This window comes from Listeria monocytogenes, from assembly GCF_900187225.1.
GTDB lineage: Bacteria > Bacillota > Bacilli > Lactobacillales > Listeriaceae > Listeria > Listeria monocytogenes.
The window spans coordinates 137,469-163,418 of record NZ_LT906436.1; the positions used below are offsets into that span (position 1 = coordinate 137,469).

Consider the following 25,950-nt stretch of genomic DNA (forward strand, 5'->3'; position numbering starts at 1 on the left):
CAAAAGGAGAGCGCGCCCGGTGCTATAATTAAAGGATAAGGTTTCATTATTATAGACAGAGATGAGGCGCAGAAATGAGTGAAATAAAAGTTAAAGAAGCAACATTAAAAAAACACGCGACAAAACTAGAATCTAAAGGGAAATCAGCTGAATATTTACCGATGAAAGGTGGCAATATGGCCTATAGTCGAGCCAATTCCATCAACCATTTTCGAACAGCACTGTTTGATTTGGTAGACGCGGTGGACAATTTTCAAAATGTGGTAGGAACGGATGCCAAAAGATTGAAAGAATTAGGCGCATCATATACTCGTAAAGACCAAGAGCTTGAACGGAGCATGGGATTGGGGGGTAAATAAATGGATGCAAAGAGCCAGCAAGTGGAGGCACAACTGCAACTGCTGAAAAAAGAACAAGCCGCGGCCGAAGATTTTTTGCAAGATTTACAACGACAACAAAATGAACAAGAGTGGTTAGCGGAAGATGTTGCGCGTGTTAACCAAGAAGAACGGGAGTCGCTCGAATTTTTGCGCGAAGTCTGGCAAGGCGCAGAATCGAGAAGTTTCGGCTACTATTTGGCAGATTTACAGGAAGAAGAAAAACAGGTGTGGCATAAAAAAATCCAAGCGAACCAAGAGGAATGCCAACAAAAAATCACCGACTGCCGAAAAAGTATTTACCAATTAGAAAATCAACAACAAGGTCTGCGAAAGGAGTTGTCACAGTGAGCCGAATTGATATCGGAGAAATACAAACCTTTGCGTACCAACTACATACAGCCAATGAAGCTGGAAGAAAAAGCATCAAAGATATCAAAAATGCTGTGAAAAACTATACCGAAGATGGCAGTTTAAAGGGAAAAGCGATTGACGCGTCAAAAAATTATTACCAAATGACCTATTTTCCTTTGTGTGATGCGATAATCGAAGCCATGAACGAAAGCGAAGAAAGATTAGCGCAATATATAGCTGATTTTCACGCCCAAGTGGATGGTTCGGCTGATGCGAGAATTGATGCGGACGGCTTATACGAACTCGGGAAAATGATTGATCGCATCGAAGCTAAAAAAGAAGCACTAGCCCAGCGGATGAATACTGGAACGGAGGGGCAAATGCAAAGTTATCGCTCCCAGCTGAGTATTGCCTACAAACAGGAAAATATTTTAGAAAAATACTTGGCTTTTGAACAGAGTCATGGCGGCTTTTTTGATAATTTAACGGATTTAGTCCGAGGAATTCAGCAAACTATACGCGAACTCCAGTCGAACATTCAATTTAACAGTAAAACGGGCACCTATGATATGAGCAAGCTGAATTTCACCACCGTAACCCGGATGCAAAACGCCTCAGGAAAAGCATTAAACGACAACGCAAAAACATTCAATTTTGACGAATATCAAAAAACGTACCGCGGTCAAATGTGGGTGTTAATGAAAAATGGTATAGTAGATGTAGAAGCAACGAACGCTTACAATGCCGCCGTGCTTAACGGAGAATTACCACATGATGGGAATGCCCCAGAACAAGATGCGGAACAATTAAAGGCAGTACTAGAATCACTGAAAAACAAAAAAGATCCTATTACTGGAGTAGATATAAGTAGCGTACACGTTATATCTATTCTGAGTGGACTAGCATTTACATATACTGCTGGTAGATACAGAGGAAAGAAAATCAGTATTTCTAATCACGATTTATGGGAAATTAGAAACAAAAACGGCACTCAAAAAGTAATATATAGTGCTAATGGTAAACCTTATCTAAGAGCATTAAGAAGAACTCAATTTGATGAAGTTTTAAAAAACGGTTTCCCTAATGGAACAAAGTTCAATCAACATGCTTATAATTCACTTTTCAAATCTGGTAGAAAAGATATTATGCCTGATGATATCATTGAAGCACTAAGTAATAAACCAGTGCCATCAGAACCTGGAAGCGTAAAATATGTAAATGAAAAAACTGGAACTTCTGTATTTGTTAACCCTGAAACAAATACAGTTGTTGGAATATGGCCTCAAAAATTTAAACAGTAAGGAGTATAATTTTGAAAATAAAAAAAATATTACCACAAACAATAAAAAGTGAAGTTTATTTTATAGATGAAATTAAAAATTTTGATATTGTAACTGAAAAAATGAATGACAATTTCTACACCTACAGATTAGGAAGTAACGTTATGATGTGGTTGAATGATGAAGGGGTAATCGGGGAGATAGAGTGCATTTTTCCCGCACAAACAGATAATTTAATCACCTTATGGGAAGAAAAAAATACTGTAGTACAAAATGGATTTCCGATGATTGATACTGATATTATTGAGAACGAAGCTTTTATTCCAAAAGTAAGAGTTTTTAACCATGGTGATTATTTTATACTATATTTTAGTAATATATATAAATACGATAAAGAAATTATTTCTGAAAAACTTACTTTTTATGTTAATGATACAGAATTAATTGCAATTAAAGCGGAAATAACTTGATGTTGAAAAATTATTATACAGGTTTCGAAGGGTATCCAGAAATTGACTTTTATACTTATATAAATGGTGAAAAAACAGGTATAGAAATGTGGGAAGGCTACTTTGATAATATTATGAATGAATTTAGTCCAGTTGATGGTAGATGAGCTTCCTTAGCATATTATTATCATTTATATGAAGGTTGGTATGATGAAAGCCCTTGGGTGATTCCAGACAACAAAAAAGCCTTGGAACAATTCGAAACAATTGATATAAAATTATTGGACAACGTGACACAAAAGATTATGATGAAACTAATTAAGTTATTAAAAGATAACTTAGATGGCGAAATTTTTATAGAGTATTCTTAATAAAACAAAGGGAACCTTTAGAATATATAAAGGTTCCCTTTGTTTTATTCAATATTTTTTGACATTTAAAGTTAACTCATTCCAATCATTCTCCATACCGTGGTCAAATGTGGGTGTTAATGAAAAATGGTATAGTAGATGTAGAAGCAACGAACGCGTATAATTCTGCTGTGCTCGGTGGGGAAATGCCGCATGAAAGCAATGAAGCACAGGAAGAAGCAGAGTTGTTGCAGGCAGTAATTCAATCAGTGAAAGAAGTAATAGACCCGGTTACTGGGCAAGAGATAAGTAAAGCGCAAGGATTTAGTAAATAAGGAGTGTTAAGCTATGTTTGACGAATTAAATAAAATATTATCGGAGGATAGTTCAGAAGATTCTTGGTATGATGATGGATGTATTTATGCTGAGGAATTATTGGGAAATTTCACTGATGATGATTGGGAAAAATTAATGACCACTATAAAAAGTAAAAATGATAAATACAAAATTAGATTAGCTTATTCTGTGGAAGAAGATACAGGTATGAATGGATTTAATTTATTATTAGAGTTACTTGATGAAGATGATGAAGTAGCAGAATATGCGATAGATTCATTGCGTTCATTTGATGGAGAGCCATATAGAAATTTAATTATTTCTGATAAGTCAATAATTGATAAAGCAGAAAACCTACTAAAAAATGCAAGTTTACCTGTAAAACGAATTTTGGAGATGTTTTTACAACAAAATAAATAAAAAATGACTTTATCATAAGAATGAAAATCACGTTTTCCTAGGGTTTCACCCGCTATTTTGCTAGATTCTAAGGGGGAAGTAGAGAAGGTTTGAAAGAACAATTTTAAATATTAATGCAAATAAACGGTGGCCATATTATGTTGAAAAGGCTCGAGGGACAAATCAAGGTACTAGTTATTTCGTGAGTTCCTCGGGACGTTCAAAACAAGTCACAGGGCAACAGAGAATTGCATTCTACGTTGTATTTTCTAGCAATACAACAAATTTATCTTACGAATAAGGGAGAACCTAGAAATCTAGTGTTTCGGGTTTATTTCGAGCGGAAAGTTTTAGATGCTCATATTCCATATAAAAAGTAGGAGGAACTATGAAAAAATTGAAATGATACAAAAAGTGATTGAGGATACAGAATACTGGGATGCTAGAGTATTTGATTGTAAAACACTCTATTTTGGTGATGAATTTCATGTAATATTTGAGGGAGAAGAGGACCAAGTATATATAATTAAATTTATGAATTGTTACAAGGTATCGTACAAAAACAGTTTTGCTCCAGGCACTAATATGAAAGTTAGAGATATGAGTAAGGGACAATTAGGATACTTTATGCAAGATATTTCTCTGGAAAAGCATGGAGATAACGAAGAATTTATTGAGTCTTTCCTTAATTTATCAATTATGACAATTTCTGTAGTTTGTAAAGATATTATTGTGGAAGAATTGGATCAAAAAAATATCTCTTTTTTTTTGGAAGATAAGCAGTAGAATAAAAGCGCCTTATTACATGGTTGGTATCATATGAGAGAGCTTTAACTAAAAATTCTATGTCCATAACTACGGTGACAATTAAGAATTCGTTTTTAACCACTTATCCTGAATGAGTAGGAGGAAAAATAATGTGTTTCATGAAAGAATAAAAAATAGCGATTTAATTAATGAAAAACAATACCCTGTAAAAGTAGTTTTTGATGAAATTTCTGATGAAGAATTTATTTCAATAATAACTTCCGTTTCAAAAGGAGAGGGATTTGGAGTGGAATCGGGTACATGTCTTTTTCCGGGAGACTTAGATGAATATGATATTGCTCAGGGGGAAGGGTTTAACGGAGTAGAGTTTGGATTATACTCTGGAAGTGAAATAGTGATTGATTATAAACAATTTTATTATTATTTGAATATTATATGTAACAGGTATGTGGAATCCTACCCCGAAAAAAAATTACTCCTAGATAATGAGTTAAAAAAATATCAAGAATTGTATTCAATATAGATATCTTAATTACATAAAATAAATATGTAAATGGGAGGACAATTATGAATATATCTAATCAAATTAAAGTAAATTTAGAACAACGAAGAAGTATACATGAAGAAGATGACTTTGGACTTGAAAGGAATTGGGCAGAACTAACCAATATTTTATCTATGAGTGAAGATGAAACTATCAATTATTTAAAGAATTGTTCAAAGGAAGATGTATTGTTAATTAGTTCAGTTTTTGATGATGTTTCCGAAAAAATACAAAGCAGGAAATTTATTTCTGGTTTAAGAGAACTAGATAAAAAATTCCCTGATTTGAAATTAACATTTTTTATTGATGATACTGAAGGTTACGTTGAAAATTAAATAAAAAGGCATTCTATTATCTGGTTGGTGTCGCTAGTAAATAAGATACACGCTTACTTGCAAAGATAGAATTTAATAATTTATACAACAAAAACCCAGCAATTTTAAAAATTGCTGGGTTTTTCCAAACTGGCGAATTACTTCTCCACCCGAATAAACTTATAACTATAAGGCGAACCAAAAGCATGTTTCTGCACGCCCGTAATATCCGTACGTTGCAACACCGCTGTTTGATGTTGATAAAGTGGTAAGATCGCCGCGTCATCATCAAGCAGAACTTTCTCAGAAGCTACGAACGCATTCCAACGTTCTTCAGGCTTCGTCGCAAGTGTTGTATCAGTCGATTTTACAAGTTTATCATAAGCAGGACTGTTGTAGCTCATATGGTTATTAAAGTAATCGGATAAGAATAAACTACTATACGTCCACGGATCCTTAAAGTCAGGCATCCAAGCAGCCAGTGACAAGTCATAATTACCATCAGAAGTTAGCTGTGTCGCGCTCTTCGAAGGCATATTTTTCACTTTAATTGTCACGCCTGGTAAATTATCTTCAAACTGCGCTTTCAAATAAGCGAAAATGGTTTTCGTTGTTTCTTGGTCATCGCCGAGCAGTTCGATTGTTACTTTGTCAGTGCCAAGTTCTTTTTGTGCTTGTTTCCAGTATTTTAAAGCTTCTTCTTTGTTATAAACTAAATGGTCGCCGCTATCTGTGCGGAAATCAGCGCCCGTTGTTGGGTTTTGGACGAAATCTTTTGGAAGAAGTCCGTTCGCTGGGAATGAGCCGTCGCCTAAAATCCGGTCTGTTAATTGTTTCTTATCGACAGCTAAATTAAGCGCATGACGCAAGGAATTGTTCGCCAGTGGAGTCGCTTTACCGTCGCGTTTTTGATTCATGCGCAAGTAACTGATGAGCGCATCTTTTTCCGTTTGGAAATCTTTCTTGTCTTTGTATTGTTTCGCAAAATCGCCTGAAAGTGGAACGCGGTCAGCCTCGTTTGTATTATAAAGGTTCACGCCAGCATTAATATCTTTCGCGACTTGCACATCAATTTCATTTACTTTGACATTATCTTTGTCCCAATATTGGTCGTTTTTCGCGTAAGTCCATTTATTCGTAATGTTGCCGCCCCAATCTTTCATGACAAAAGGGCCATTGTATAAAGTATGCGCACTATCTGTCCCGTATTTGTCGCCTTGTTTTTTCACATAACTTTCTTTTTGTGGGAAAAATGTTTCAAAAGAAAGAAGTGAAATGAAGTATGGAACTGGTTTTTTTAGTGTGATTTCAAGCGTTGTTGGGTCCGTTGCAACGACACCAAGGTCAGTTACAGGTAGTTTGCCTTCATTGATTTCAGTGGCATTTTTGATTGAATCTTTGAAAAGTGCGGAGTAGCCCGGTGCGGTTTTTGGATCAACGGCACGGCGCCACGCGTAGACGAAATCATCGGCAGTTACTTGGGAACCATCGGACCATTTCGCGTTTTTCTTTAATTTAATGGTATATTTCGTTTGGTCAGTGCTGATTTCTGGCATTCCGTCAGCAACCCCAGGAACAAAGTTATCTTTTTGATCAAGTGTGTATAATCCCTCGAAGACTTGGTTTTGTGCGGTAAAGCTAGTAAAGTCTTCCTCAGCTGTCGTATTTAAAGTCAGTAATTCACTGGTTTCAAGAAATTTAATTTTGTCCGGGGAAGTTTTTGTCGTAGATTTTTCATTGTCATTTCCGCATGCTGTGAGTAAAAGTACTGTCAAAATGGCAAAAATAGGCAATGTTTTCTTTAAAAAATGCATGGTTTTCTCCCCTTCTATCTGTGTATTTATCGTTATTATAAGTATTCCGATAAGATAAGTCAAGTTAATGATTTGGCAAAAAACTGCTTGACGCAAAAATAATCCCGTGATAAGATATTTTGTGCAAATAAGAATGATTACGTTTTGCGATGCGCAATCATAATTTACATAGTGTAACTTTAAGTTTTAAATCGTAATCATTACGGAAAAGGAGAGATAATATGAAGAAATGGTCATTTTTAGTTGTAACAGTGTTAGCGTTCGTTTTAGTTTTGGCCGGATGCGGTACTAGCAACGATACAGTAAGTGGAGATAAGGACAAGCTCAAGGTAGTGACAACTTTTTACCCAATGTACGATTTTACTAAAAATGTAGCGGGAGATAATGCTTCGATTGAAATGTTGATTGATGCGGGGACAGAACCGCATGATTACGAGCCAAGCGCAAAGGATATTGCCAAAATCGAGGCGGCTGATGTTTTCGTTTATAATAGTGAAGACATGGAAACTTGGGTGCCGAGCGTACTTAAAAGCTTAGATTCGAAAAAATTAACCGTGATTGATGCGAGTAAAGGAATCGAGCTAGTAGAAGGAACCGAAGAAGACCATGATCATGAGCACGAAGAAGAGCACCACCATGAACACGATCCTCACGTATGGCTAAGCCCAGTCCTTGCCGAACAAGAAGTAACCAATATCCAGAACGGTCTTACAAAAGCAGATAAAACAAAAGCAGATACATACAAAAAGAACGCAGAAAAATATAAAGAGAAGTTAAAAACACTCGATAATAAATTTAGAACAGCTTTTGAAGGAGCAAAACAACGCGATTTCGTAACCCAACATGCAGCATTCCAATATTTAGCAAAAGAATATGACTTGCATCAAGTGGCAATCGCCGGCCTTTCACCTGACCAAGAACCAAGTCCAGCGCGCTTAGCCGAACTGCAAAAATACGTGAAAGAAAACAACATCAGTACCATTTATTTTGAAGAAGTAGCTTCACCGAAAGTCGCAGAAACACTTGCAAACGAAACCGGTGCAAAATTAGAAGTATTAAGCCCTATCGAAGGAATTACCGATAAAGAACAGAAAAAAGGCATGGATTATATAGCTTATATGGAACAAAATCTTCAAGCCTTGCAAAAAACAATAAAATAAGGAAGCGATCAAATGAAATACATCGATATAGCCAATATTGGTTTTAAATACGAATCAGAGCCAGTGCTTGAAAACATTTCTTTTCAAGTGAGTGCGGGAGAATTTATTATACTAACAGGAGAAAACGGAGCAGCTAAATCAACACTGCTCCGTATTATTTTGGGCATTTTACAACCCGATAAAGGTTCCGTGACTTTCGCCAAAAAGAACGCAGATGGCGGGCGACTTTTGACAGGTTATGTACCGCAACAAATAGCTTCATTTAATGCTGGTTTTCCAAGTACAGTTCTCGAATTAGTAAGGTCAGGACGTTTTCCGAATGGTAAATGGTTCAAACGGCTGACTACAAAAGATCATGCGCATGTTGAAAAAGCATTAAAGTCTGTAGAAATGTGGGATTATCGTCATAAACGTATCGGCGAGTTATCTGGTGGACAAAAGCAGCGGATTTGCTTAGCGCGAATGTTTGCAACAGACCCAGATATATTAATTTTGGATGAACCACAGACGGCGATGGATAAACAAAGTAAAATCCGTTTTTATAATTTATTAAAGCATGAAGCGCAAGTACATGGTAAAGCGATTTTGATGGTAACACATGATAGTGAAGAAATGGAAGACTTTGTGGATAAGCATATTCGCCTTATTAGAAAGGAGGATGTGTCATGGAAATGTTTCTCTATGGATTTATGCAAAGAGCCTTCCAAGCGTCCATGATAATCGCTATTATTGCTCCTCTTTTAGGAGTTTTCTTGATTATCCGAAGACAGTCACTTATGGCAGATACGCTTTCGCATGTGTCGCTTGCGGGGGTTGCTTTTGGATTGGTTTTAAATGTGAATCCCAGTGTGACAACGCTTATTGTAGTAGTTATTGCGGCACTTGGAATTGAGTATTTGCGCGGAGTTTATGCAACTTATTCAGAGTTGTCCATTGCGATACTAATGGCTGGTGGACTTGCTGTGGCGTTAGTTCTGATGAGTTTAAATCAGGGTGGAATTACAACAAGCGTGCAGCAATACTTATTTGGTTCGATTGTAACAATCAGTAAGGCGCAAGTGCAGCTGTTGGTAATTTTAGGAGTAGCTATCGTAGTATTGTTCTTAGTATTTAAAAGGTTTATGTTTGTACTTACTTTTAGTGAAGATGTTGCAGTTGCAGAAGGAGTCCCTGTAAGATTGATTTCGCTTTTATTCAGTGTGGTTACTGGGATTGCGATTGCGGTTATTATGCCAATAGCCGGAGCATTACTCGTTTCAGCGCTCATTATACTACCAGCTGCAATCGGTATGCGAATTTCAAAAGGGTTCCTGATGTGTGTTATTAGTGCAATTCTGATTGGCTTAGTCGGAATGTTTTCCGGCCTTGTGTCTTCCTACCAACTAGGAACCCCACCTGGCGCAACAATTACCTTAATGTTTATCATTCTTTTCATTATTTCGACTGTTGTTTTAAAACTAATACGAAAATGATTTTTAGAACGATGTTTGACCATTCTGTATCATTGTATAAAGCGCTTGGTCATGAATAATCCAACACTTTTCTTTCTTTTCAATCTGATTTGTTGTTTTAAGATATTGCAAATCTTTGTAAAAACAGCTTTTCGAAAGGTTACTATAAGAAAGTAGATGACTTGTTTTAATTGCTTGAGGAAGAATTACTGTACCATCATCACTCAGAACTCCATGTAATAAAGCCATATTCGAAAATGTCGTTTTAAGTTTTTCAGAAGCCGGACTACTTGCCATTAAGCTTTTAAAGTAAACATGAGTAGTCTGGTTTTTCATAATGAAGAATTGAAATCCGAAATTCTCGGGAAACATTGAAAGGAAATACTCCATATCTGCTTTCGAATACTTATATAATGAACATCCAGAGAGAGTCTTAAAATTAAAATGATTATTACTTTGGTCAAGTAATGTAAAATAGTTCAAAAATGTTCCTTTACCTTGAATAGAATAGATTTTGGAATTTTGGCTACCATCATTTAAAATCAAAGCAATATATCCATCAACTACAAGGTAAATATGATTATCTATATCAATTTTTTCTGTTAATAGGCTGGCGTTTTTCGGTACATCAATTTGTTCATAAGCTATTTTTCCTTCATGGGATAAACGAATAAATTCTTGGTAATTATATAAATTTTTTGGCATGATTGTTTTCTCCAATCTTCTTTTGTAAACATAATTGTATCAGAATGCAAAAGAACGGTTTTACGCAGTCTAGTAGTGTTTTACGTATAAATGTTTCTAAAATGTGAAATTTTTAACTCATTATAAGTCTTTTTTTAGTGAAAAATACTGATAAGCTTTTGTGGTGTGCGAGTTTAGACTGTTTTGCCACGAAAGTCCGAAATTAGTCTTTTTTTATCGAATTGTTGCGAACGTAGGTTCTGTGTTATAATTCAACTGGATTGTAAAGGAGGACTATTGATGAGAAAAGTGCGTATTTCAGTTAGGCGTTTAGTAGAGTTTGTGCGGAGAAGCGGTAGTATCGATAACCGGATGACTAGTTCAGACCGCGCCTTAGAAGGAACAAAAATTCATCAATTACTCCAAAAAGAAGCTGGGGAAGAATATGCTGCAGAGGTACGGCTAAACCTAGACCGAATAGTGGACGGAATTGCTTTTTCGCTTGATGGACGCGCAGATGGCATCATAAATGGCCGAATGATTGATGAAATTAAAACAACTGAGACGCCAATGGATGAAATTACCGAAAATTTTCGACCTCTTCACTGGGCGCAACTTATTTGTTATGGATTTATGCTTGCAGAAAAGTCCGATTTGGCAGAAGTTACTCTACAATTAACGTATTATCAAGTAGTTGACAAAGAAGTAAAACAATTTCAACGTGTAATGAGTCGCGAGGAACTGAGCGTTTTTGTGGACGATTTACTTTCCCAATACGCTATTTGGGCAAAGGCATCTGCCGCTTGGGAAATGAAACGAAATAAAACAATTCAAGAATTAACGTTTCCATATGACAGCTATAGAAGTGGGCAAAGAGAGCTTGCGATTGCGGTGTACCGAACAATATCTTCAGAAGAAAGTTTGTTTTGTGAAGCGCCCACAGGTATCGGCAAAACAATGTCGACTTTGTTTCCCGGTATTAAAGCTATGGGTGAAGGGAAAACGGATAAATTGTTTTACTTTACTGCAAAAACCATTACGCGGCAAGTTGCCGAAGATGCGCTAGATGAGATGCGTCGTAAAGGACTTGCTGCAAGGAGTGTTACAATAACTGCGAAGGATAAGATATGCTTTTTAGACGAGAGGAAATGTGAACCAGATCATTGCCAATTTGCGCGAGGTTATTATGATCGTTTGAACGAAGCATTGTTTGATATGTTGCAATCCGAAGAAGCAATTACCCGTCAAGTTGTTGAGAGTTATGCCCGGAAATACACACTTTGTCCATTTGAATTATCGCTGGATGTGGCTCTTTTTTGTGATGTAATAGTTTGTGATTATAATTATTTATTCGACCCGGTAGTCTACTTGAAACGTTTCTTTGCAGAAGGGCCAGGTAAATATACTTTTCTGGTGGATGAAGTGCATAATTTAGTAGACCGTGCGCGCTCGATGTACTCAGCGACATTAAAAAAATCTGCAGTTATGCAAGTCAAACGGAGACTGGACGCAAAAAATAACAAGCGATTGCTAAATGCAATCAATGTGATGAATAAAGACATGATCGCACTCAATAAAAAACTAAAGGATTTAGATGAAACTATATATGTGCAAAAAAATGAACTCATTGATTGGAATGAATCGGTCCTAAAATTCACCTTTGTAGCGAAGGAATGGTTGCCGCAAAATACTCAGTCAGAAATACAAGCGGATGTGTTGGAACTTTATTTTGAAAGTTTGAGATATGTTGCAATTGCGGATTTTTATGATGATCGTTACGTCACACAAGTAACGAAAAGCCACGGAGATTTAGAAATAAAACAAGTATGCTTGGATCCGTCGTTCTTATTATCAGAAAGACTGAAACTCGGAAGCAGCTCGGTGCTCTTTTCAGCAACGCTTCGACCAATAGATTACTATACAAATTTACTTGGTGGTCAAGAAGACACGAGTAGAATGATTTTTTCTTCACCATTTAAACAAAAAAACATGCATTTACTAGTAGCGGATTATATTAGTACGAAATACCAAATGCGCGAAAATAGTATGGAAGCTGTCGTAGATGCTCTCTATGCTCTAGTCTCTGGGGAAAACGGCAACTATTTATTTTTCTTTCCATCATTTCTATATTTACAAAAGGTATACGATTTATTTAAAGAAAAATATCCTAACATCAGGTTGCAAAAACAAGAAACTGCTATGGATGAAGAGCGACGGGAGCATTTTTTAGAAAGATTTCAAGCAGAGAATGTAGAAACCTTGATTGGCTTTTGCGTCTTAGGAGGCGTTTTTTCAGAAGGGGTAGATCTTCGTGGCAACCGATTAGTCGGTGCGGCAGTTGTTGGAGTAGGACTTGCGCAACTGAATCACGAATCTGATTTAATTAAAGATTATTATAATGAAACGATTGGTCGGGGATTTGATTATGCATATCAGATACCAGGAATGAATAAGGTGCTTCAAGCAGTTGGCCGGGTTATTCGAGGAGAATCGGACCGTGGCGTAGTGTTGTTAATAGAAGAACGATTTTCTGCCGATCGTTACCGAGCATTATTCCCTACGCACTGGAACCATGCGAAAACAGTGAAGAGCAAAGACGATATCTCCCGAGAAGTGGCCGGATTTTGGCGGAATAGCTAATTTTCTAGTAGAATAGAAGTAATTAGTCATTTTTGGGAGGAAATTATGTATAAAATTATTGCGATAGATATTGATGGCACTTTATTAAACGACACACACGAAATCACACCAGCTGTGCGTGATTCTATTAAAGCTGCGAAAGCAAAAGGGGTAAAAGTAGTATTATGTACAGGTCGTCCACTTGCAGGAATTAAAAAAAGCTTAATTGAACTAGATCTTTTAGATGAAGGGGATTACGCAATTACGTTTAATGGGGCGGTTGTGTTAGAAACAGCTTCAGAAAAAACATTAGCAGATATAACCTTAAATAAAACTGAGCTAGAAGAAATTTATGCATTTTGTCACGCGGAAAATGTTAACGTCACTTATTTTGATGGAAAAAACATGTATGTACCAAGCCGCAAAATCACAGAAATCACTTGTCAAGATTCGCTGCTACTTGGTACGCCACTATATCATTTACCTGTAGAAGAAGCGCCTGAATCTATTCATGTTTCCAAAGTTATGCTATTAGACTCACCTGAAAAAATTACCGATGTGATAAAAAAATTACCAGAGAATATCAAAGAAAAATTTTACGTTGTCCGGAGTGTTCCATATAACTTAGAGTTCTTGCAAAAAGGGGTTAATAAAGGATCAGCTCTCGCTAGTTTAGCAGATAAAATTGGGGTGGACCAAAGTGAAGTCATGAGTATTGGAGATCAGGAAAACGATATTACCATGATCGAGTACGCTGGTATGGGAGTTGCGATGGGAAATGCGACAGAGCATATTAAAGAAATCGCCAACTATACAACAACTACTAATAATGAAGATGGTGTGGCACAGGCTATTCAAATGCTTATTCTGGACCGATAAAATAGCGAATGGTAGTAAAAATAGAGTATTGCAATAAAGTATAAATGGATACTAAAAAGCATACACATTGCTACAAAAAGCCGAAACTTCCTATAAAGGAGTTTCGGTTTTTTTGTTCAATTAAGTACTTTATAATATATAGTCCTTTAAAATAGTCACTAAAAGTTCATAAAGATGGCGTTTTAGGAGCAGTACTTCCGAAAAGTGATATAGCTTGGAGTTACTCAATTGTCATATGATATGTGATAATAACAAAACTTCATTAGTAAAGGATGAATTTGTAATGAGTAAAAACGGAAACTTTTTAAAAAAAGTTGGGTTAGCTTTCTTAAGTATTTTAATCGTTGCTAGCACAATCTTCCAAACGACAGTTGTGAAAGCAGCAACGAGTTATGGTTCTCAGTTTTTAAACACAGTAGAACTTTTAGACAAGGACGGTGTGCCGCAAACGGATTTTGGCTACTATGACAACATGGATGTGCATTACACTTGGTCTATCCCTAATTCAACAAACGTAAAAGCGGGCGACACAATGGATTTCACGCTGCCAAGTCAATTGGCGCTGGCAACCGATCTCGCTTTTGACGTGAAAGATAGTAAAGGTCAAGTAGTTGGAACGGCCACTGTAAAAAAGGCAACAAATCAAGTAACACTAGTTTTCAGTGATTATGTAGAAAAACATTCCGATGTTAAGGGCGAACTGGATTTCTGGACTGCTTTTAACCAAAAAGTAATTACTGGAAATGAAACAGTTGATTTAGTATTCCCTCTTGAAAATGGAACAACCGTAATAGATGTAGAAGTTGGTGAAAAAACACCAGTTAGCCCGACAGAAACGCTTTTCAAATATGGTTGGGTAGATGCTAGTAATCCAAGTTTGATTCATTGGGTTGTTCGCGTGAATTACGCTAAAGTTAATATCCCAAATGCTGTTTTCACCGACATCATTGGCGCAAAACAAACATTAAATTTTGATTCTATTAAAGCCTTTCACGGAACGTACTCAGCGGACCGAGTATTTACAGCAGGTGCGCCGATTTCCAGCACCAATTTTTCTGCGACAAGTGACGGGTTTAGTGTAGCTTTAGGAAATCTAACTGATTCAGTGCAAATTTCTTACACAACCACTACTACAGATGGTGGGAAGTCCACTCAGTATGATAATACTGCTAAATTAGCCGGAACTGATTTTGTGACAAAGCAAACGTCTACTTGGACACCAGCATCAGGCGGTGGCGGTGAAGGAGGAGGAACAACTGGTTCAGTAACACTTACGAAAGAAGATGCGAAAACAAAAGCAACTCTCGCAGGTGCGGAATTCAAATTAGTGGATTCAAAAGGCACTGTTCTACAAGAAAGCATTATAACAGATACGAACGGAAAACTTAGTATTGCAGACCTGAAATTTGACACCTATCAATTAATCGAAACAAAAGCCCCGACAGGCTATAAACTTGATACAACACCAGTAGAATTCACTATTGGTGAAAACAACCAAGCAATTACAGTGACAAAAGAAAATACACTTAACACTGGCTCCGTAGAATTAACAAAACTAGATGCCGCAACCAAAGCAACCCTAGCAGGAGCAACATTTGAATTACAAGATAAAGAAGGAAATACGCTCCAAACAGACTTGAAAACAGATGAAGATGGCGTTCTAAAAGTAACTGATTTAGTACCAGGCAGTTACCAATTTGTCGAAACAAGTGCTCCAACAGGCTACAAGTTAGACAATAACCTAGTTAGTTTTGAAATTGTCGCTGGTGAGACAGATCAAGTAGTAAAAGTAACAAAAGAAAACACACTAGAAGTTGGCTCCGTGGAACTAACAAAGTTAGACTCTGCAACCAAAGCAACCCTAGCCGGAGCAACATTTGAATTACAAGATAAAGAAGGAAATACATTACAAACTGGTTTAACTACGGACGAAAATGGCGTTCTAAAAGTAACTGATTTAGTACCAGGGACATACCAATTTGTGGAAACAAAAGCCCCGATTGGATATGAACTTGATACGACCCCAGTTAGTTTTGAAATTGTCGCTGGTGAGACAGACCCAATAGTAAAAGTAACAAAAGAAAACACATTAGTACCACCAACACCAGTACCACCAACACCAGTACCACCAACACCAGTACCGCCTACTCCGTTACCACCAGTACCATATGAACCAACTGTGCCACCAACAAAACCAGAAGTACCAGTTACGCCTAAGAAAACAGAAAACAGCGAGGATAGTCCAAAAACAACCCCGATAAGAATAACTCAAAGTCTTCCTAAAACAGGAGATACAAATAGTTTTGCTGGCTTAGGAGTAATCCTGATAGCCTTGTCATTAAGCGGTCTTCTGCTGAAGCGCAAATAGAAAAAACAGGCTTAGATAATTATCTAAGCCTGTTTTAATTAGGTCATTTTAGAATCTTAATCGTCACAAAACGTTCACAATTAGGAGATTTTTTGATAGATAAGAACCGATTTTTAGGAAAAATAATGTATAATCACTATGAATTAGTAATAAATTTATGATTGAAATTAACTAAAAAAGGATGGTTTTTTTATGAAGAAACGCACGACAATGATGTCTAATCTAAAGAAATTCGGATTAGCATTTCTTAGCGTTATCTTGCTTGTAAACGTTATATTTCAGACTAACTTTGTTAAAGCAGCAACTAATTATGGGTCCGATTTTTTGAAAACTGTTGAATTATTAGATGCAGATGGAAATCCCCAAACGGACTTCGGGTATTATGATAGCATCAAGGTTCACTATACTTGGGAAATCCCCAATTCAACTAATGTTAAGGAAGGCGACACAATGGAATTTGTGTTACCTCCAGAGCTGAAGATAGTTACAGATTTAGACTTTTCTTTAAAAGATCACGATGGCAACACGGTAGGTCATGTGATTGCTAAAAAATCGACTGGCCAAGTAGTTATTACATTTACAGACTTTGTCGAAAAAAACTCCAATATTAGTGGATATCTCGATTTTTGGACTAATTGGGATAAATCATTAGTAGAAGGTAATGAAAATGTTCCAGTTGAATTTCCAGTAAATGGTACCACAGAAACAATTGATGTGGGTGTTGGAGGCAAAAATCAAATCGACCCGGATGAAAGCTTATATAAATACGGCTGGGCTGATGCTGAAAATCCTGAGCTTATCCAGTGGGTTGTGCGAGTTAACTATTCCAAACAAAACATTCAAAATGCCGTTTATGAAGACTTTATTGGACCAAAACAAGTCGTTGATTTTAATTCAATAAAAGCATTCCACGGCGAGTTTGACCCGGATGATAACTTCACACCAGGAGCTGAGGTGCCTTCATCTGCAATTACTCAAACAACGGATGGTTTTAAAGTTGATCTAGGAAATTTAACAGATTCTGTCAAAATTTCATACTACACAACTTCTACCGACAACGGAGCATCGCCTAACTACACTAATAAAGGGCAATTAACAGGCGATAACTTCATTAAACAAGAAATCGAAGTCGCAACACCAACATCAGGAGGCGGCGGTGGTGGAGAAGGGACAACTGGTTCTGTTGAATTAACGAAAACAGATGATTCGTCCCAAAAAAATCCGCTAGAAGGTGCCGAATTTAAGTTAGTCAACGGAGCGGGAGCCACTGTGCAAACGGGATTAAAAACCAATGCAGATGGAAAACTGGCAATTTCAAACCTGAAATATGACACATACCAGCTAATCGAAACGAAAGCTCCACAAGGATACGTGTTGGATGCGTCTCCAGTGAAATTCACGATTGATGATACCCACCAATCATTATTCGTATCTAAAGAAAATACTGCCATCAAAGGATCCGTTTCACTAGAAAAAGTCGACCGTGACACAAAAAGTCTTCTAGCTGATGCCGAATTCGAATTACAAGATAAAGATGGTAACACACTAAAAACAAATCTTAAAACGGACCAAAAAGGTAAACTAACGGTTGCTGATTTACTTCCAGGTGAGTATCAATTTGTTGAAACAAAAGCACCAACAGGTTATATTTTAGACACTACACCATTGAAATTTAAAATCAGCACAGAAGCATTAAACGTAACTGTAACAAAAGAAAATACGAAAAAACCAGAAATACCAAAAGTGCCAGTACCACCAAAAAAACCAGAAAAACCGGATAAAATAATAAGTGAAGACAGCAAACAGACAGCTTTACCAAAAACAGGAGATTCGCCACTTGTTAATGGATGGGGACTGTTACTCGTAGCCATTTCAGCGAGCGGCTTAATTGCACTTAGAAGAAAATAATAAAAAACCGTAAGCGATAATACAATCGCTTACGGTTTTTCTTATATAGTTCTAGTTTGATCTTGCAAAACAGCCTTTAACGAATGATAGGCTGGGATAGATAAGTTTAATTCAACACGATTAATTTGTTGCGCCATTTTTGGTTGAATGCCAGAAATAAATGCCTCGACGCCAAGAAGTTTAAGCATCGTCACTAAGTTGGTGAGCATCTCTCCTAACGCATCGTCAAAATACGTGATTCCAGATAAATCAATACACAATTGTTCCACGCCTAAATGAACACATTTATTTGCAGTAATTTCGGATAGCTTTTCTGCTCTTTCACGATCTACACGGCCCATTAAAGGAAGTATCGCCAATTTGTCAGTAATGGAAATGACTGGGGTGCTAATTTCTTCAATTAAGCGATGTTGTTGTTCTAGATGTTTCACGATATCATTGTAATACATTGCAGAAAAGGCTTCGTTTATTCGGTCGAATCCGTGATTAACCATTGCCATGCTTGATGAGAATTCACATTTAGACACTTCATCATTATGAATACAAAAGTCACCAACGGCTGTAACAAATTCGCGACGTAGTTTATCTAAGGTAGTAATAACTTCAGGTAATGGCACTTCATTTTCCATGCGACGTGCGTACATGTTATCTAGCCATTTGTCGAGTTTCTCAAAGAACGCTTTTTTACCAGCAAAATAGGAAATGATTAAGTCCGCTGTTTGTTCACTGTCAGCGCGCAGTTCATCTTTATATTGTGGAGAGTAAACAAAGCTAGTATACGTATTTTCATAAATTTTTGATAACCAATTATTAATGATTTCTTCGGTATGTTCTCTTAAATATAGCTCCATACTTCCATTCGATTCATTCATACCAGACAACCCCTTTAAGTCTAAGTATAATAACTACTTTTCTTTATTCTATGCTCAAAACGGTGTACTGTCCATTTAAATTTTAGAAAAATAACTAATTTATTGAAATTGTAATATTAGTTAACAAATCCAACGTTATTTTTTTGTTAAAATTCCGAAGCTATTTAAGCTTGGTCATGGTATAATATTACAATATGGATAGAAAGGAAGTTTTTTGTGGGATTACAGGATGAACTTACAATGATGCAACCAGTGGTCATGAAGATTTTTTCAAAAAGTGTCCGCGAAAATCGATTATCTCACGGCTATTTATTCGAAGGAACAAGGGGTACAGGAAAGAAGCGCACAGCACTTTGGTTAGCTCAGAGCCTTTTTTGTTTAGAAAGCACTGAAACCGAGCTTGCTTGTGGAAAGTGTACCAATTGCACGAGAATAGCGAGTCATAATCATCCGGATGTTCATTTGCTAGAGCCAGATGGGGCTAGTATTAAAATTGATCAGGTTCGCGCGCTTAAGCAAGAACTTAGTAAACGTGGGATGGAATCGGATCAAAAAGTAGTTATCATTTACGATGCAGAAAAAATGACTGTTCAATCAGCCAATAGTCTGCTGAAATTTATAGAAGAACCAGAAGGCGGTTTGTTATTATTATTTTTAACAACAAATCCCGGGCAAATTTTGCCAACAATCCAGTCAAGACTGCAACCTGTCACATTCAAATCACTGACTTTTGATAGTTTACTCGCATCACTAACAGCAGCAGGCATTTCCGAACAAAAAGCGCGGATTTATGCTAGCATTACTGGGAGTGTGGAAGAAGCGAAGGCTTTTGAAGAGAGTGAGTGGTTTAGTGAGGCAAGAAATGTTGTCATCAAGTTATACGAAGGAATTCACCATCAAGGAACCAGCCCATTAATTATCATTCAAGAATCATGGATGCCACTTTTTAAAGAGAAAGATAAGATGGCGCTTGGGCTCGAATTGTTGTTACTGCTGTACCGCGACCGGCTACACCTTACACTTGACGAGAACTACGAACCAATTTGTACAGCGCAAAAAGAAATGCTCGGACAAGATGCGCTGCGCAAGTCACTGTCCGAAACCACAGGGGAAATCGAGAAGATTCTCGCTGCGAAATCAAAACTGGATTCCAATATGAACACGCAACTTCTAATGGAGCAGTTAGTTCTGGAAATCCAAGGGAGGTAATCGCTATGCTTAAAATTGTAGGCGTCCGTTTTAAAGACGTTGGTAAAATATATTATTTCTCACCTGGCGAACTGGAAATCACAGAAAACCAAGGTGTTATCGTTGAAAATGCACAAGGAATTGAATTTGGTAAAACGGTCATTGAACCACGCTACGTGGACGAAGAAGACGTCGTTTTACCACTTAAGAAAGTACTGCGTATCGCAACAGAAGCGGATTATAAATGCGTTGCTGAGAATGGCGACTCTTGTCAGAAAGCCTTTTTACTCTGTGATGAAAAGATCCGCGAGCGCGAACTTGAAATGAGTTTGGTTGATGTGGATTATACATTTGACCGTAATAAAATCATTTTTTACTTTACTGCAGAAGGTCGCGTTGATTTCCGGGAGCTCGTGAAAGATTTAGCATCTGTTTTCCGGACTCGCATCGAACTTCGCCAAATTGGTGTTCGTGATGAAGCGAAATTGCTCGGTGGGATTGGTCCATGTGGTCGTATGCTCTGCTGTTCCACTTTCTTAGGCGATTTCGAACCCGTTTCCATCAAAATGGCGAAAGACCAAAACCTGTCCCTTAACCCGACGAAAATTTCTGGCTTATGTGGACGCTTAATGTGTTGCCTGAAATATGAGAACGATGAATATGAGCAAGCTAAACGTGAAATGCCAGATGTTGGTGTAAAAGTAAAAACTCCAGAAGGCGCAGAAGCACGTGTTTCGGGAATCAACTTGCTTTCTAGAATCTTACAAGTGAGTTTGCCCGAAGAAGAGACGGTTATAGAATACGAATTGGACGAATTACGCCCATACAACGAATTTCTAAAACAACCGGCAAAGTCTTGAGGTGAAAAAATTGGATAAAAAAGCTATTTTTGACTCAGTCAGTAATATGGAGGAGCAAATTGGCGAATTGTATCAGCAACTTGGAGATCTAAAGACAAACTTAGGCGAAATGTTGGAAGAAAATAACCGATTAAACCTTGAAAACGAACATCTGCGACGCAGACTTTCTTTGACCGATGAAGCGACACCGGAACCTAAAGCCGAAACAGAGGCGGAACACGGTGTAATGGCGCCTAATCGTAAGGAAGCAATGCAGCAAATGATTGAACTTGGGGAAGGTTATGACAATCTTGTCCAACTTTACAAGGAAGGATTTCATGTTTGCAATGTACATTTCGGCAGCCCGCGTGGTAATGATGAAGATTGTTTATTTTGCTTATCCTTGCTCAATAAAAAATAACATGACGGGCCTTTCTCGATTCAGGAGAAGGGCTTTTTGCTAGAAAAGGTGAATCATTTGGAAAAACTCAAATTAATAGGTGATGAAAGACTGGATTATTTATTAGCAGAAAATTTGCGGATTATTCAAAGCCCATCGGTATTTTCTTTCTCGATAGATGCAGTTCTCCTAGCGAAATTCAGTTATTTGCCTGTGCGTAAGGGGAAAATAATTGATTTATGTAGCGGGAATGGGATTATCCCTTTATTACTTAGCACGCGAACTGAAGCGCAAATAGTTGGTGTTGAAATTCAGGAGCGCCTGGCAGATATGGCGAAAAGAAGCATTTCGTATAATCAATTAGAAGAGCAAATTGAAATGATCGAATATGATTTGAAAAATATTACAGATCTTATTCCAAAAGAGCGCGCGGATATTGTCACCTGTAATCCACCTTATTTTGCAACCCCGGATACAAGTTTGAAAAATACCAATGAACATTTTCGGATTGCTCGCCATGAAGTAATGTGCACGTTAGAAGATACTATTCGTGTAGCAGCAAGCCTTTTAAAACAAGGGGGAAAAGCGAATTTTGTTCATCGTCCGGAACGATTACTAGATATCATTGATATAATGAGAAAATATCGCTTAGAGCCGAAACGCATTCAATTCGTTCATCCGCGCATAGATAAAGAAGCGAATACGGTGCTTGTGGAAGGAATTAAAGATGGAAAACCTGGTGTAAAATATGTACCACCTGTTATCGTATATGATGAACTTGGAGAATATACTCCAGTAATTAAGGAGATTTTATATGGCGAAAGCGAGTGAACATTTCTTTTATGTGCTAAAATGTAGTGATAATTCATATTATGGTGGCTATACAACTGATGTTCTTCGCCGAGAAGCAGAACACAATGCGGGAATTAGATGTAAATATACAAAAACGCGTCGTCCGGTAAAAGTCATCCATTTTGAAAAATTCGAAACAAGAAGTGAAGCTACAAAAGCAGAAGCTGCGTTCAAAAAATTATCACGTAAAAATAAAGACGCTTATTTAATACAACGGGAGGAGGAGTCCGAGTGATAAAAAGTCAAAAGAGTTTCAGCGGAACCAGCCAAGGGGCATTATATTTAGTGCCGACGCCGATTGGTAATTTAGAAGATATGACTTTTCGTGCAATTCGCATGCTTAAAGAAGCGGATATTATTGCAGCGGAAGATACGCGAAACACCGTGAAACTTTTAAATCATTTTGAAATTACAACCCGAATGACGAGTTATCATCAGTTTACGAAGGAAAATAAAGAAGATAATATTATTCAGCGAATGCTGGGCGGAGAAGTGGTGGCGCTAGTGAGTGATGCTGGGATGCCATCTATTTCTGACCCGGGATACGAACTTGTTCAAAGTGCGTTAGATGCTAATATTCCTGTCATCCCATTACCGGGAGCCAATGCTGCATTAACTGCACTGATTGCATCTGGTCTTGCCCCGCAGCCGTTTTACTTTTACGGATTTCTTCCACGCCAAAACAAAGAGCGTACTCAAGCGATTGAAAAGTTGGCGGCTCGTGAAGAAACGTGGATTTTATATGAATCACCACATCGTTTAAAAGAAACACTAAAAGCAATCATTAAAATCACTGGAAATGATCGGAAAATCGTCCTGTGTCGAGAGCTCACAAAAAGATTTGAAGAATTTTTGCGTGGAACGGTTGAAGATGCGCTGAACTGGGCAATGGACGAAGAAATCCGCGGGGAATTTTGCTTGATTATCGAAGGCAATTCCAACCCACCACTTGCAGAAGAGCAGCTCTGGTGGCAAGAACTCGATATTAAAACGCACGTAAGCACCGTAATGGAACAGGAAAATGTTAGTTCTAAAGATGCAATTAAAACCGTTATGAAAGCGAGAAATTTACCAAAACGAGAAGTTTACTCTGCTTATCATGAAATAAAATAAAAATCATGTGCGAATCCTTGAATGGGAACTCGCACATGATTTTTTTATAATGTATCGCCAAAGCGGCGTTTAATTTCTTCCATTAATGCCGCAGCACCTTCTTTACTAAGCGTCAGTTTGCCGTCCACAAATTTCTTATTATCAACAGAAAATTCTCCGGTAACATCACAAACCAAGCCAGCAGAATACTTCTTCAATATAATCGCATCTTCATCTGTAAAAATTTCTAAGGGATCTTTTACATTTAGGTTCATTGTCCTTCTTATTTCAATCGGGATAACCACACGACCAAGTTCGTCGATTTTTCTTACCATTCCAGTTGATTTCATTTTCTCACCTTCTTGATAATTTTAATTCATTTTAACAGATAATTACGGGAATAGGAATGATTTCATGAGGAAAAGGGTATAGACCATAAGCAGAAGAATTAGGGGGAATAAAAAATGAACATAGTTATAGCATTAATTCCGGCAGTGATGTGGGGGATTATGCCATTAGTTGTTTCGAAAATTGGTGGTAAGCCGAGGCAACAAATTATTGGTACAACGTTCGGGGCATTAGCGTTCGCAATCGGAGTTTTTATTTTTACAAATCCAGAATATACGGCAACCATTATTATTGCTAGTTTTATCTCTGGGGCATTTTGGAGCTTAGGTCAAATGAATCAGTTCCGCGCATTTACACAAGTAGGCGTATCAAAAACAATGCCACTTTCAACCGGAATGCAGTTAGTAGGTACATCGCTTTTTGGTGTATTCGCCTTTCATGAATGGGGTACAACTTCCAAACTAGTATTAGGATTTTCCGCATTAGCGCTAATTATTTTCGGGATATTTTTAACAAGTTATCAACAACATAAAGACGAAAATTCCGGTCAAAATATGAAAAAAGGAATTATCACTTTACTTATTTCTTCAGTAGGTTATGTAGGTTATGTCGTCATCACTCGTTGGTTTGATATTAGTGGGTGGGACGCGATTTTACCTCAAGCAATTGGGATGGTAGTCGCAGGATTATTATTTTCTATTAAGTCTGAAGAAAAACGTTTTACAAAGCAAACGTGGTTAAATATGATTCCAGGGGTGATGTGGGCTACTGGTAACTTGGCTCTACTATTCTCAAATAAATTGGTTGGAATCGCCACAGGTTTTTCGCTCTCACAAATGGGCGTTGTCATTTCAACAATTGGAGGAATTCTTTTCTTAGGAGAGAAAAAAACCAAGAAAGAACTTATTTTGGTCATTATCGGAGTAGTCTTAGTAATTATCGGTGGCACGATGATTGGAATTGCAAAAAGCTAAGAACAGCTTCCGGTTTGATATAATGCTATACTTAAAATAATCTAAACTAAAGGTGGTTATATTGATAATGAATGCGAATTTAGAAGTAAATGCTGAGCTTGTAAAAGAATCCTATGTTTATTTATTGTCGCGATATCTCGTTTTACGCCAAGAAAATTTTGATACAAAAGAAGATAAAATTCCATATAACACACTAAAGCATAATTCGGTTTCTCCAGCAGATGCGAATTTTGTAAATCCAAACTTTGATGTGGTTTATTCTGAAGCTTGGATAGCCGTAGACGACGAACATGCTGTTGTTTTAGAAGTACCAGAAATAAAAAATCGCTACTACACGGTTCAACTTTTAGATGGTTGGGGTGAAGTAGTAACTAATATCAACGAACGTAATTTTCCAGAGCATCCACATGGAAAATTTGCTTTCGTTAAAAAAGGAACAAACCCTTCCATTCCAAGTGATGCTATAAAAATTGAATTACCATCTGAAAAAGTGAAAGTGCTACTTCGCGTAGAACAAAAAGACGACCCAGAAGGCGCAGTAAAACTTCAAAAAGCATTCAAATTCGACGCACCAGATAATATAAAAATCAAAGAACCGTTAGAAATACCGCATTTCACTAATGCAGAGTTCCTCTTAGAAGAAATTTATTCCAATTTAGAAGAACTGCTGGCAACTTATCCAGATAAAATGCCAAAAGCAGCTGAGTTTCAAGATAAAGCAAGAAAAGTTGCAGCTTATATCGAACTTGGTGATGACCAAAAAGCTGAGGTTAGAAACTTAATTGTGAAAGAAGCGCTTCCATATTTTACTAATGGGGCAAAAGGATTTGGCACGCAAAAAGGTGGATGGTCTGTTACTTACGTAGCTGGTGCTTTCGAAAACGACATTTTAGCTCGAGCAATTATTAATTACGGTGGTATTTGGGCAAACTCTATCCAAGAAGCTCTATATTTCATCGGTCAAAAAGGTACGGATGATGAATTGCTAACTGGAGATAAAATTTATAAAATCCATTTCCCAGCAGACGAACTTCCAGCAGAACTTGCAAATGCTTTTTGGTCCGTTACCTTATATAGTGTTCCGGATTATCATGTTATCCCGAACGAATTAAATAAGTTCTGCATCAATAATTACACAGGTCCAAAACTAAGTGAAGATGGCAGCTTGACTCTTTACATTGCGTCTGAAAAACCGGCAGATGTAGATCCAGGGAACTGGCTACCAAGTAAAGCTGGGAAAGAATTCTCACTAAACTTCCGACTATATGTTCCGAAAAAAGAAGTATTAGAAGGGAAAGTATTCTTACCACCACTTGAAGTCTTTTAATAAA

General features: G+C 37.3%; 27 protein-coding genes and 2 pseudogenes. 25 read left to right on the plus strand and 4 right to left on the minus strand.

The window, feature by feature from the left end; translation table 11 throughout:
- Nucleotides 1-74: 74 nt before the first annotated feature.
- The 10 genes and pseudogenes from CKV70_RS00680 to CKV70_RS00720 all read left to right on the plus strand — a co-directional run bounded on the left by CKV70_RS00680 (nucleotide 75) and on the right by CKV70_RS00720 (nucleotide 5,192).
- Nucleotides 75-359, plus strand: coding sequence for a DUF3130 domain-containing protein (locus tag CKV70_RS00680; RefSeq protein ID WP_014600383.1), 285 nt, complete (start codon nucleotides 75-77; stop codon nucleotides 357-359).
- Complete coding sequence (locus tag CKV70_RS00685) at nucleotides 360-728, plus strand: hypothetical protein (protein ID WP_014600384.1); 369 nt, start codon at nucleotides 360-362, stop codon at nucleotides 726-728. It begins immediately after the preceding gene.
- A complete protein-coding gene (locus tag CKV70_RS00690; protein WP_025283106.1) occupies nucleotides 725-2,032 on the plus strand; it encodes a T7SS effector LXG polymorphic toxin in 1,308 nt (435 codons plus the stop codon). The genes CKV70_RS00685 and CKV70_RS00690 overlap by 4 nt, the downstream gene beginning before the upstream one ends.
- An 11-nt stretch (nucleotides 2,033-2,043) precedes the next feature.
- Complete coding sequence (locus tag CKV70_RS00695) at nucleotides 2,044-2,481, plus strand: hypothetical protein (protein ID WP_014600386.1); 438 nt, start codon at nucleotides 2,044-2,046, stop codon at nucleotides 2,479-2,481.
- Nucleotides 2,481-2,831 (plus strand): annotated as a pseudogene (locus CKV70_RS14580) (dihydroorotate dehydrogenase (quinone)). The gene CKV70_RS00695 and the pseudogene CKV70_RS14580 overlap by 1 nt, the downstream one beginning before the upstream one ends.
- A 95-nt stretch (nucleotides 2,832-2,926) precedes the next feature.
- Nucleotides 2,927-3,139: pseudogene (locus CKV70_RS00700) on the plus strand (hypothetical protein); the annotation flags it as partial.
- A 19-nt stretch (nucleotides 3,140-3,158) separates the two neighbouring features.
- Nucleotides 3,159-3,566, plus strand: a complete 408-nt coding sequence (locus CKV70_RS00705; protein ID WP_003723994.1) for a hypothetical protein — start codon at nucleotides 3,159-3,161, stop codon at nucleotides 3,564-3,566.
- A gap of 381 nt (nucleotides 3,567-3,947) precedes the next feature.
- Complete coding sequence (locus CKV70_RS00710; protein ID WP_014600387.1) at nucleotides 3,948-4,331, plus strand: hypothetical protein; 384 nt, start codon at nucleotides 3,948-3,950, stop codon at nucleotides 4,329-4,331.
- Nucleotides 4,332-4,464: 133 nt separating this feature from the next.
- Nucleotides 4,465-4,836 (plus strand): ribonuclease toxin immunity protein CdiI, encoded by a 372-nt coding sequence (gene cdiI, locus CKV70_RS00715; protein ID WP_003733905.1) that lies wholly within the window; start codon nucleotides 4,465-4,467, stop codon nucleotides 4,834-4,836.
- A gap of 44 nt (nucleotides 4,837-4,880) precedes the next feature.
- Nucleotides 4,881-5,192 carry a hypothetical protein gene (locus tag CKV70_RS00720; protein ID WP_014600388.1) on the plus strand — a complete coding sequence of 104 codons (312 nt, stop codon included), beginning with the start codon at nucleotides 4,881-4,883 and terminating at the stop codon, nucleotides 5,190-5,192.
- Nucleotides 5,193-5,329: 137 nt separating this feature from the next.
- Here the strand turns inward: CKV70_RS00720 and CKV70_RS00725 are convergent, their stop codons facing one another.
- Nucleotides 5,330-6,985, minus strand: a complete 1,656-nt coding sequence (locus CKV70_RS00725; RefSeq protein WP_014600389.1) for a peptide ABC transporter substrate-binding protein — start codon at nucleotides 6,983-6,985, stop codon at nucleotides 5,330-5,332.
- A gap of 221 nt (nucleotides 6,986-7,206) precedes the next feature.
- Between CKV70_RS00725 and CKV70_RS00730 the strand changes: the two genes are divergently transcribed.
- Genes CKV70_RS00730 through CKV70_RS00740 form a run of 3 tightly spaced genes read left to right on the plus strand, consistent with a single transcriptional unit; the run spans nucleotide 7,207 to nucleotide 9,617 of the window.
- Nucleotides 7,207-8,145, plus strand: a complete 939-nt coding sequence (locus CKV70_RS00730; protein ID WP_014600390.1) for a metal ABC transporter substrate-binding protein — start codon at nucleotides 7,207-7,209, stop codon at nucleotides 8,143-8,145.
- A 12-nt stretch (nucleotides 8,146-8,157) separates the two neighbouring features.
- Complete coding sequence (locus CKV70_RS00735; RefSeq protein ID WP_003723481.1) at nucleotides 8,158-8,862, plus strand: metal ABC transporter ATP-binding protein; 705 nt, start codon at nucleotides 8,158-8,160, stop codon at nucleotides 8,860-8,862.
- A complete protein-coding gene (locus CKV70_RS00740; protein WP_014600391.1) occupies nucleotides 8,811-9,617 on the plus strand; it encodes a metal ABC transporter permease in 807 nt (268 codons plus the stop codon). The genes CKV70_RS00735 and CKV70_RS00740 overlap by 52 nt, the downstream gene beginning before the upstream one ends.
- A 3-nt stretch (nucleotides 9,618-9,620) precedes the next feature.
- On the opposite strand, the gene CKV70_RS00745 is transcribed toward CKV70_RS00740, so the two are convergent.
- On the minus strand, nucleotides 9,621-10,301 hold the full coding sequence (locus CKV70_RS00745; protein ID WP_003723483.1) for a Crp/Fnr family transcriptional regulator: 681 nt from the start codon (nucleotides 10,299-10,301) through the stop codon (nucleotides 9,621-9,623).
- 279 nt (nucleotides 10,302-10,580) lie between these two features.
- Here CKV70_RS00745 and CKV70_RS00750 point away from each other — a divergent pair, with 279 nt between their 5' ends.
- The 4 genes from CKV70_RS00750 (at nucleotide 10,581) to CKV70_RS00765 (ending at nucleotide 18,054) form a co-directional block, all read left to right on the plus strand.
- On the plus strand, nucleotides 10,581-12,920 hold the full coding sequence (locus CKV70_RS00750) for an ATP-dependent DNA helicase (protein WP_014600392.1): 2,340 nt from the start codon (nucleotides 10,581-10,583) through the stop codon (nucleotides 12,918-12,920).
- A 45-nt stretch (nucleotides 12,921-12,965) separates the two neighbouring features.
- The gene (gene yidA / locus CKV70_RS00755; protein WP_014600393.1) at nucleotides 12,966-13,778 is read left to right on the plus strand and encodes a sugar-phosphatase; all 813 of its coding nucleotides are present in this window, start codon (nucleotides 12,966-12,968) and stop codon (nucleotides 13,776-13,778) included.
- A 283-nt stretch (nucleotides 13,779-14,061) separates the two neighbouring features.
- On the plus strand, nucleotides 14,062-16,146 hold the full coding sequence (locus CKV70_RS00760; RefSeq protein WP_014600394.1) for a SpaA isopeptide-forming pilin-related protein: 2,085 nt from the start codon (nucleotides 14,062-14,064) through the stop codon (nucleotides 16,144-16,146).
- 192 nt (nucleotides 16,147-16,338) lie between these two features.
- On the plus strand, nucleotides 16,339-18,054 hold the full coding sequence (locus CKV70_RS00765) for a SpaA isopeptide-forming pilin-related protein (protein ID WP_003723487.1): 1,716 nt from the start codon (nucleotides 16,339-16,341) through the stop codon (nucleotides 18,052-18,054).
- 41 nt (nucleotides 18,055-18,095) lie between these two features.
- Here the strand turns inward: CKV70_RS00765 and CKV70_RS00770 are convergent, their stop codons facing one another.
- Nucleotides 18,096-18,926, minus strand: a complete 831-nt coding sequence (locus CKV70_RS00770; protein ID WP_014600395.1) for an STAS domain-containing protein — start codon at nucleotides 18,924-18,926, stop codon at nucleotides 18,096-18,098.
- Between the two features lie 216 nt (nucleotides 18,927-19,142).
- On the opposite strand from CKV70_RS00770, the gene holB reads away from it, so the two are divergent.
- From holB to rsmI, 6 genes are read left to right on the plus strand one after another with little or no spacing between them, the layout of a single operon-like run.
- Complete coding sequence (gene holB, locus CKV70_RS00775; protein ID WP_009930814.1) at nucleotides 19,143-20,135, plus strand: DNA polymerase III subunit delta'; 993 nt, start codon at nucleotides 19,143-19,145, stop codon at nucleotides 20,133-20,135.
- A 5-nt stretch (nucleotides 20,136-20,140) separates the two neighbouring features.
- Entirely contained in the window at nucleotides 20,141-20,974 is an 834-nt protein-coding gene (locus tag CKV70_RS00780) for a PSP1 domain-containing protein (RefSeq protein ID WP_003723490.1), read from the plus strand.
- Between the two features lie 10 nt (nucleotides 20,975-20,984).
- On the plus strand, nucleotides 20,985-21,374 hold the full coding sequence (yabA, locus tag CKV70_RS00785; RefSeq protein WP_003723491.1) for a DNA replication initiation control protein YabA: 390 nt from the start codon (nucleotides 20,985-20,987) through the stop codon (nucleotides 21,372-21,374).
- A 57-nt stretch (nucleotides 21,375-21,431) separates the two neighbouring features.
- The gene (locus CKV70_RS00790; protein WP_010989364.1) at nucleotides 21,432-22,184 is read left to right on the plus strand and encodes a tRNA1(Val) (adenine(37)-N6)-methyltransferase; all 753 of its coding nucleotides are present in this window, start codon (nucleotides 21,432-21,434) and stop codon (nucleotides 22,182-22,184) included.
- Entirely contained in the window at nucleotides 22,168-22,440 is a 273-nt protein-coding gene (locus CKV70_RS00795) for a GIY-YIG nuclease family protein (RefSeq protein WP_003723493.1), read from the plus strand. The genes CKV70_RS00790 and CKV70_RS00795 overlap by 17 nt, the downstream gene beginning before the upstream one ends.
- Nucleotides 22,437-23,318, plus strand: coding sequence for a 16S rRNA (cytidine(1402)-2'-O)-methyltransferase (rsmI, locus tag CKV70_RS00800; protein ID WP_014600397.1), 882 nt, complete (start codon nucleotides 22,437-22,439; stop codon nucleotides 23,316-23,318). The genes CKV70_RS00795 and rsmI overlap by 4 nt, the downstream gene beginning before the upstream one ends.
- A gap of 44 nt (nucleotides 23,319-23,362) precedes the next feature.
- Here rsmI and CKV70_RS00805 read toward each other — a convergent pair whose 3' ends face one another.
- On the minus strand, nucleotides 23,363-23,647 hold the full coding sequence (locus tag CKV70_RS00805; protein WP_003723495.1) for an AbrB/MazE/SpoVT family DNA-binding domain-containing protein: 285 nt from the start codon (nucleotides 23,645-23,647) through the stop codon (nucleotides 23,363-23,365).
- A gap of 114 nt (nucleotides 23,648-23,761) precedes the next feature.
- Here CKV70_RS00805 and CKV70_RS00810 point away from each other — a divergent pair, with 114 nt between their 5' ends.
- The gene (locus CKV70_RS00810) at nucleotides 23,762-24,619 is read left to right on the plus strand and encodes a GRP family sugar transporter (RefSeq protein ID WP_014600398.1); all 858 of its coding nucleotides are present in this window, start codon (nucleotides 23,762-23,764) and stop codon (nucleotides 24,617-24,619) included.
- A gap of 61 nt (nucleotides 24,620-24,680) precedes the next feature.
- Nucleotides 24,681-25,946, plus strand: coding sequence for a DUF1214 domain-containing protein (locus CKV70_RS00815; RefSeq protein WP_014600399.1), 1,266 nt, complete (start codon nucleotides 24,681-24,683; stop codon nucleotides 25,944-25,946).
- Nucleotides 25,947-25,950: the final 4 nt, after the last annotated feature.

Bases quoted from the DNA above. Each gene is read 5' to 3' on its own strand.
- CKV70_RS00705 (WP_003723994.1), top strand. From the start codon at position 3,159: ATGTTTGACGAATTAAATAAAATATTATCGGAGGATAGTTCAGAAGAT.
- CKV70_RS00770 (WP_014600395.1), bottom strand. From the start codon at position 18,926: ATGAATGAATCGAATGGAAGTATGGAGCTATATTTAAGAGAACATACC.
- CKV70_RS00805 (WP_003723495.1), bottom strand. From the start codon at position 23,647: ATGAAATCAACTGGAATGGTAAGAAAAATCGACGAACTTGGTCGTGTG.
- CKV70_RS00685 (WP_014600384.1), top strand. From the start codon at position 360: ATGGATGCAAAGAGCCAGCAAGTGGAGGCACAACTGCAACTGCTGAAA.
- CKV70_RS00780 (WP_003723490.1), top strand. From the start codon at position 20,141: ATGCTTAAAATTGTAGGCGTCCGTTTTAAAGACGTTGGTAAAATATAT.
- CKV70_RS00740 (WP_014600391.1), top strand. From the start codon at position 8,811: ATGGAAATGTTTCTCTATGGATTTATGCAAAGAGCCTTCCAAGCGTCC.
- CKV70_RS00725 (WP_014600389.1), bottom strand. From the start codon at position 6,985: ATGCATTTTTTAAAGAAAACATTGCCTATTTTTGCCATTTTGACAGTA.
- CKV70_RS00795 (WP_003723493.1), top strand. From the start codon at position 22,168: ATGGCGAAAGCGAGTGAACATTTCTTTTATGTGCTAAAATGTAGTGAT.
- CKV70_RS00765 (WP_003723487.1), top strand. From the start codon at position 16,339: ATGAAGAAACGCACGACAATGATGTCTAATCTAAAGAAATTCGGATTA.
- CKV70_RS00710 (WP_014600387.1), top strand. From the start codon at position 3,948: ATGATACAAAAAGTGATTGAGGATACAGAATACTGGGATGCTAGAGTA.
- CKV70_RS00745 (WP_003723483.1), bottom strand. From the start codon at position 10,301: ATGCCAAAAAATTTATATAATTACCAAGAATTTATTCGTTTATCCCAT.
- yidA (WP_014600393.1), top strand. From the start codon at position 12,966: ATGTATAAAATTATTGCGATAGATATTGATGGCACTTTATTAAACGAC.
- CKV70_RS00680 (WP_014600383.1), top strand. From the start codon at position 75: ATGAGTGAAATAAAAGTTAAAGAAGCAACATTAAAAAAACACGCGACA.
- CKV70_RS00750 (WP_014600392.1), top strand. From the start codon at position 10,581: ATGAGAAAAGTGCGTATTTCAGTTAGGCGTTTAGTAGAGTTTGTGCGG.
- CKV70_RS00810 (WP_014600398.1), top strand. From the start codon at position 23,762: ATGAACATAGTTATAGCATTAATTCCGGCAGTGATGTGGGGGATTATG.
- CKV70_RS00730 (WP_014600390.1), top strand. From the start codon at position 7,207: ATGAAGAAATGGTCATTTTTAGTTGTAACAGTGTTAGCGTTCGTTTTA.
- CKV70_RS00735 (WP_003723481.1), top strand. From the start codon at position 8,158: ATGAAATACATCGATATAGCCAATATTGGTTTTAAATACGAATCAGAG.
- CKV70_RS00760 (WP_014600394.1), top strand. From the start codon at position 14,062: ATGAGTAAAAACGGAAACTTTTTAAAAAAAGTTGGGTTAGCTTTCTTA.
- CKV70_RS00720 (WP_014600388.1), top strand. From the start codon at position 4,881: ATGAATATATCTAATCAAATTAAAGTAAATTTAGAACAACGAAGAAGT.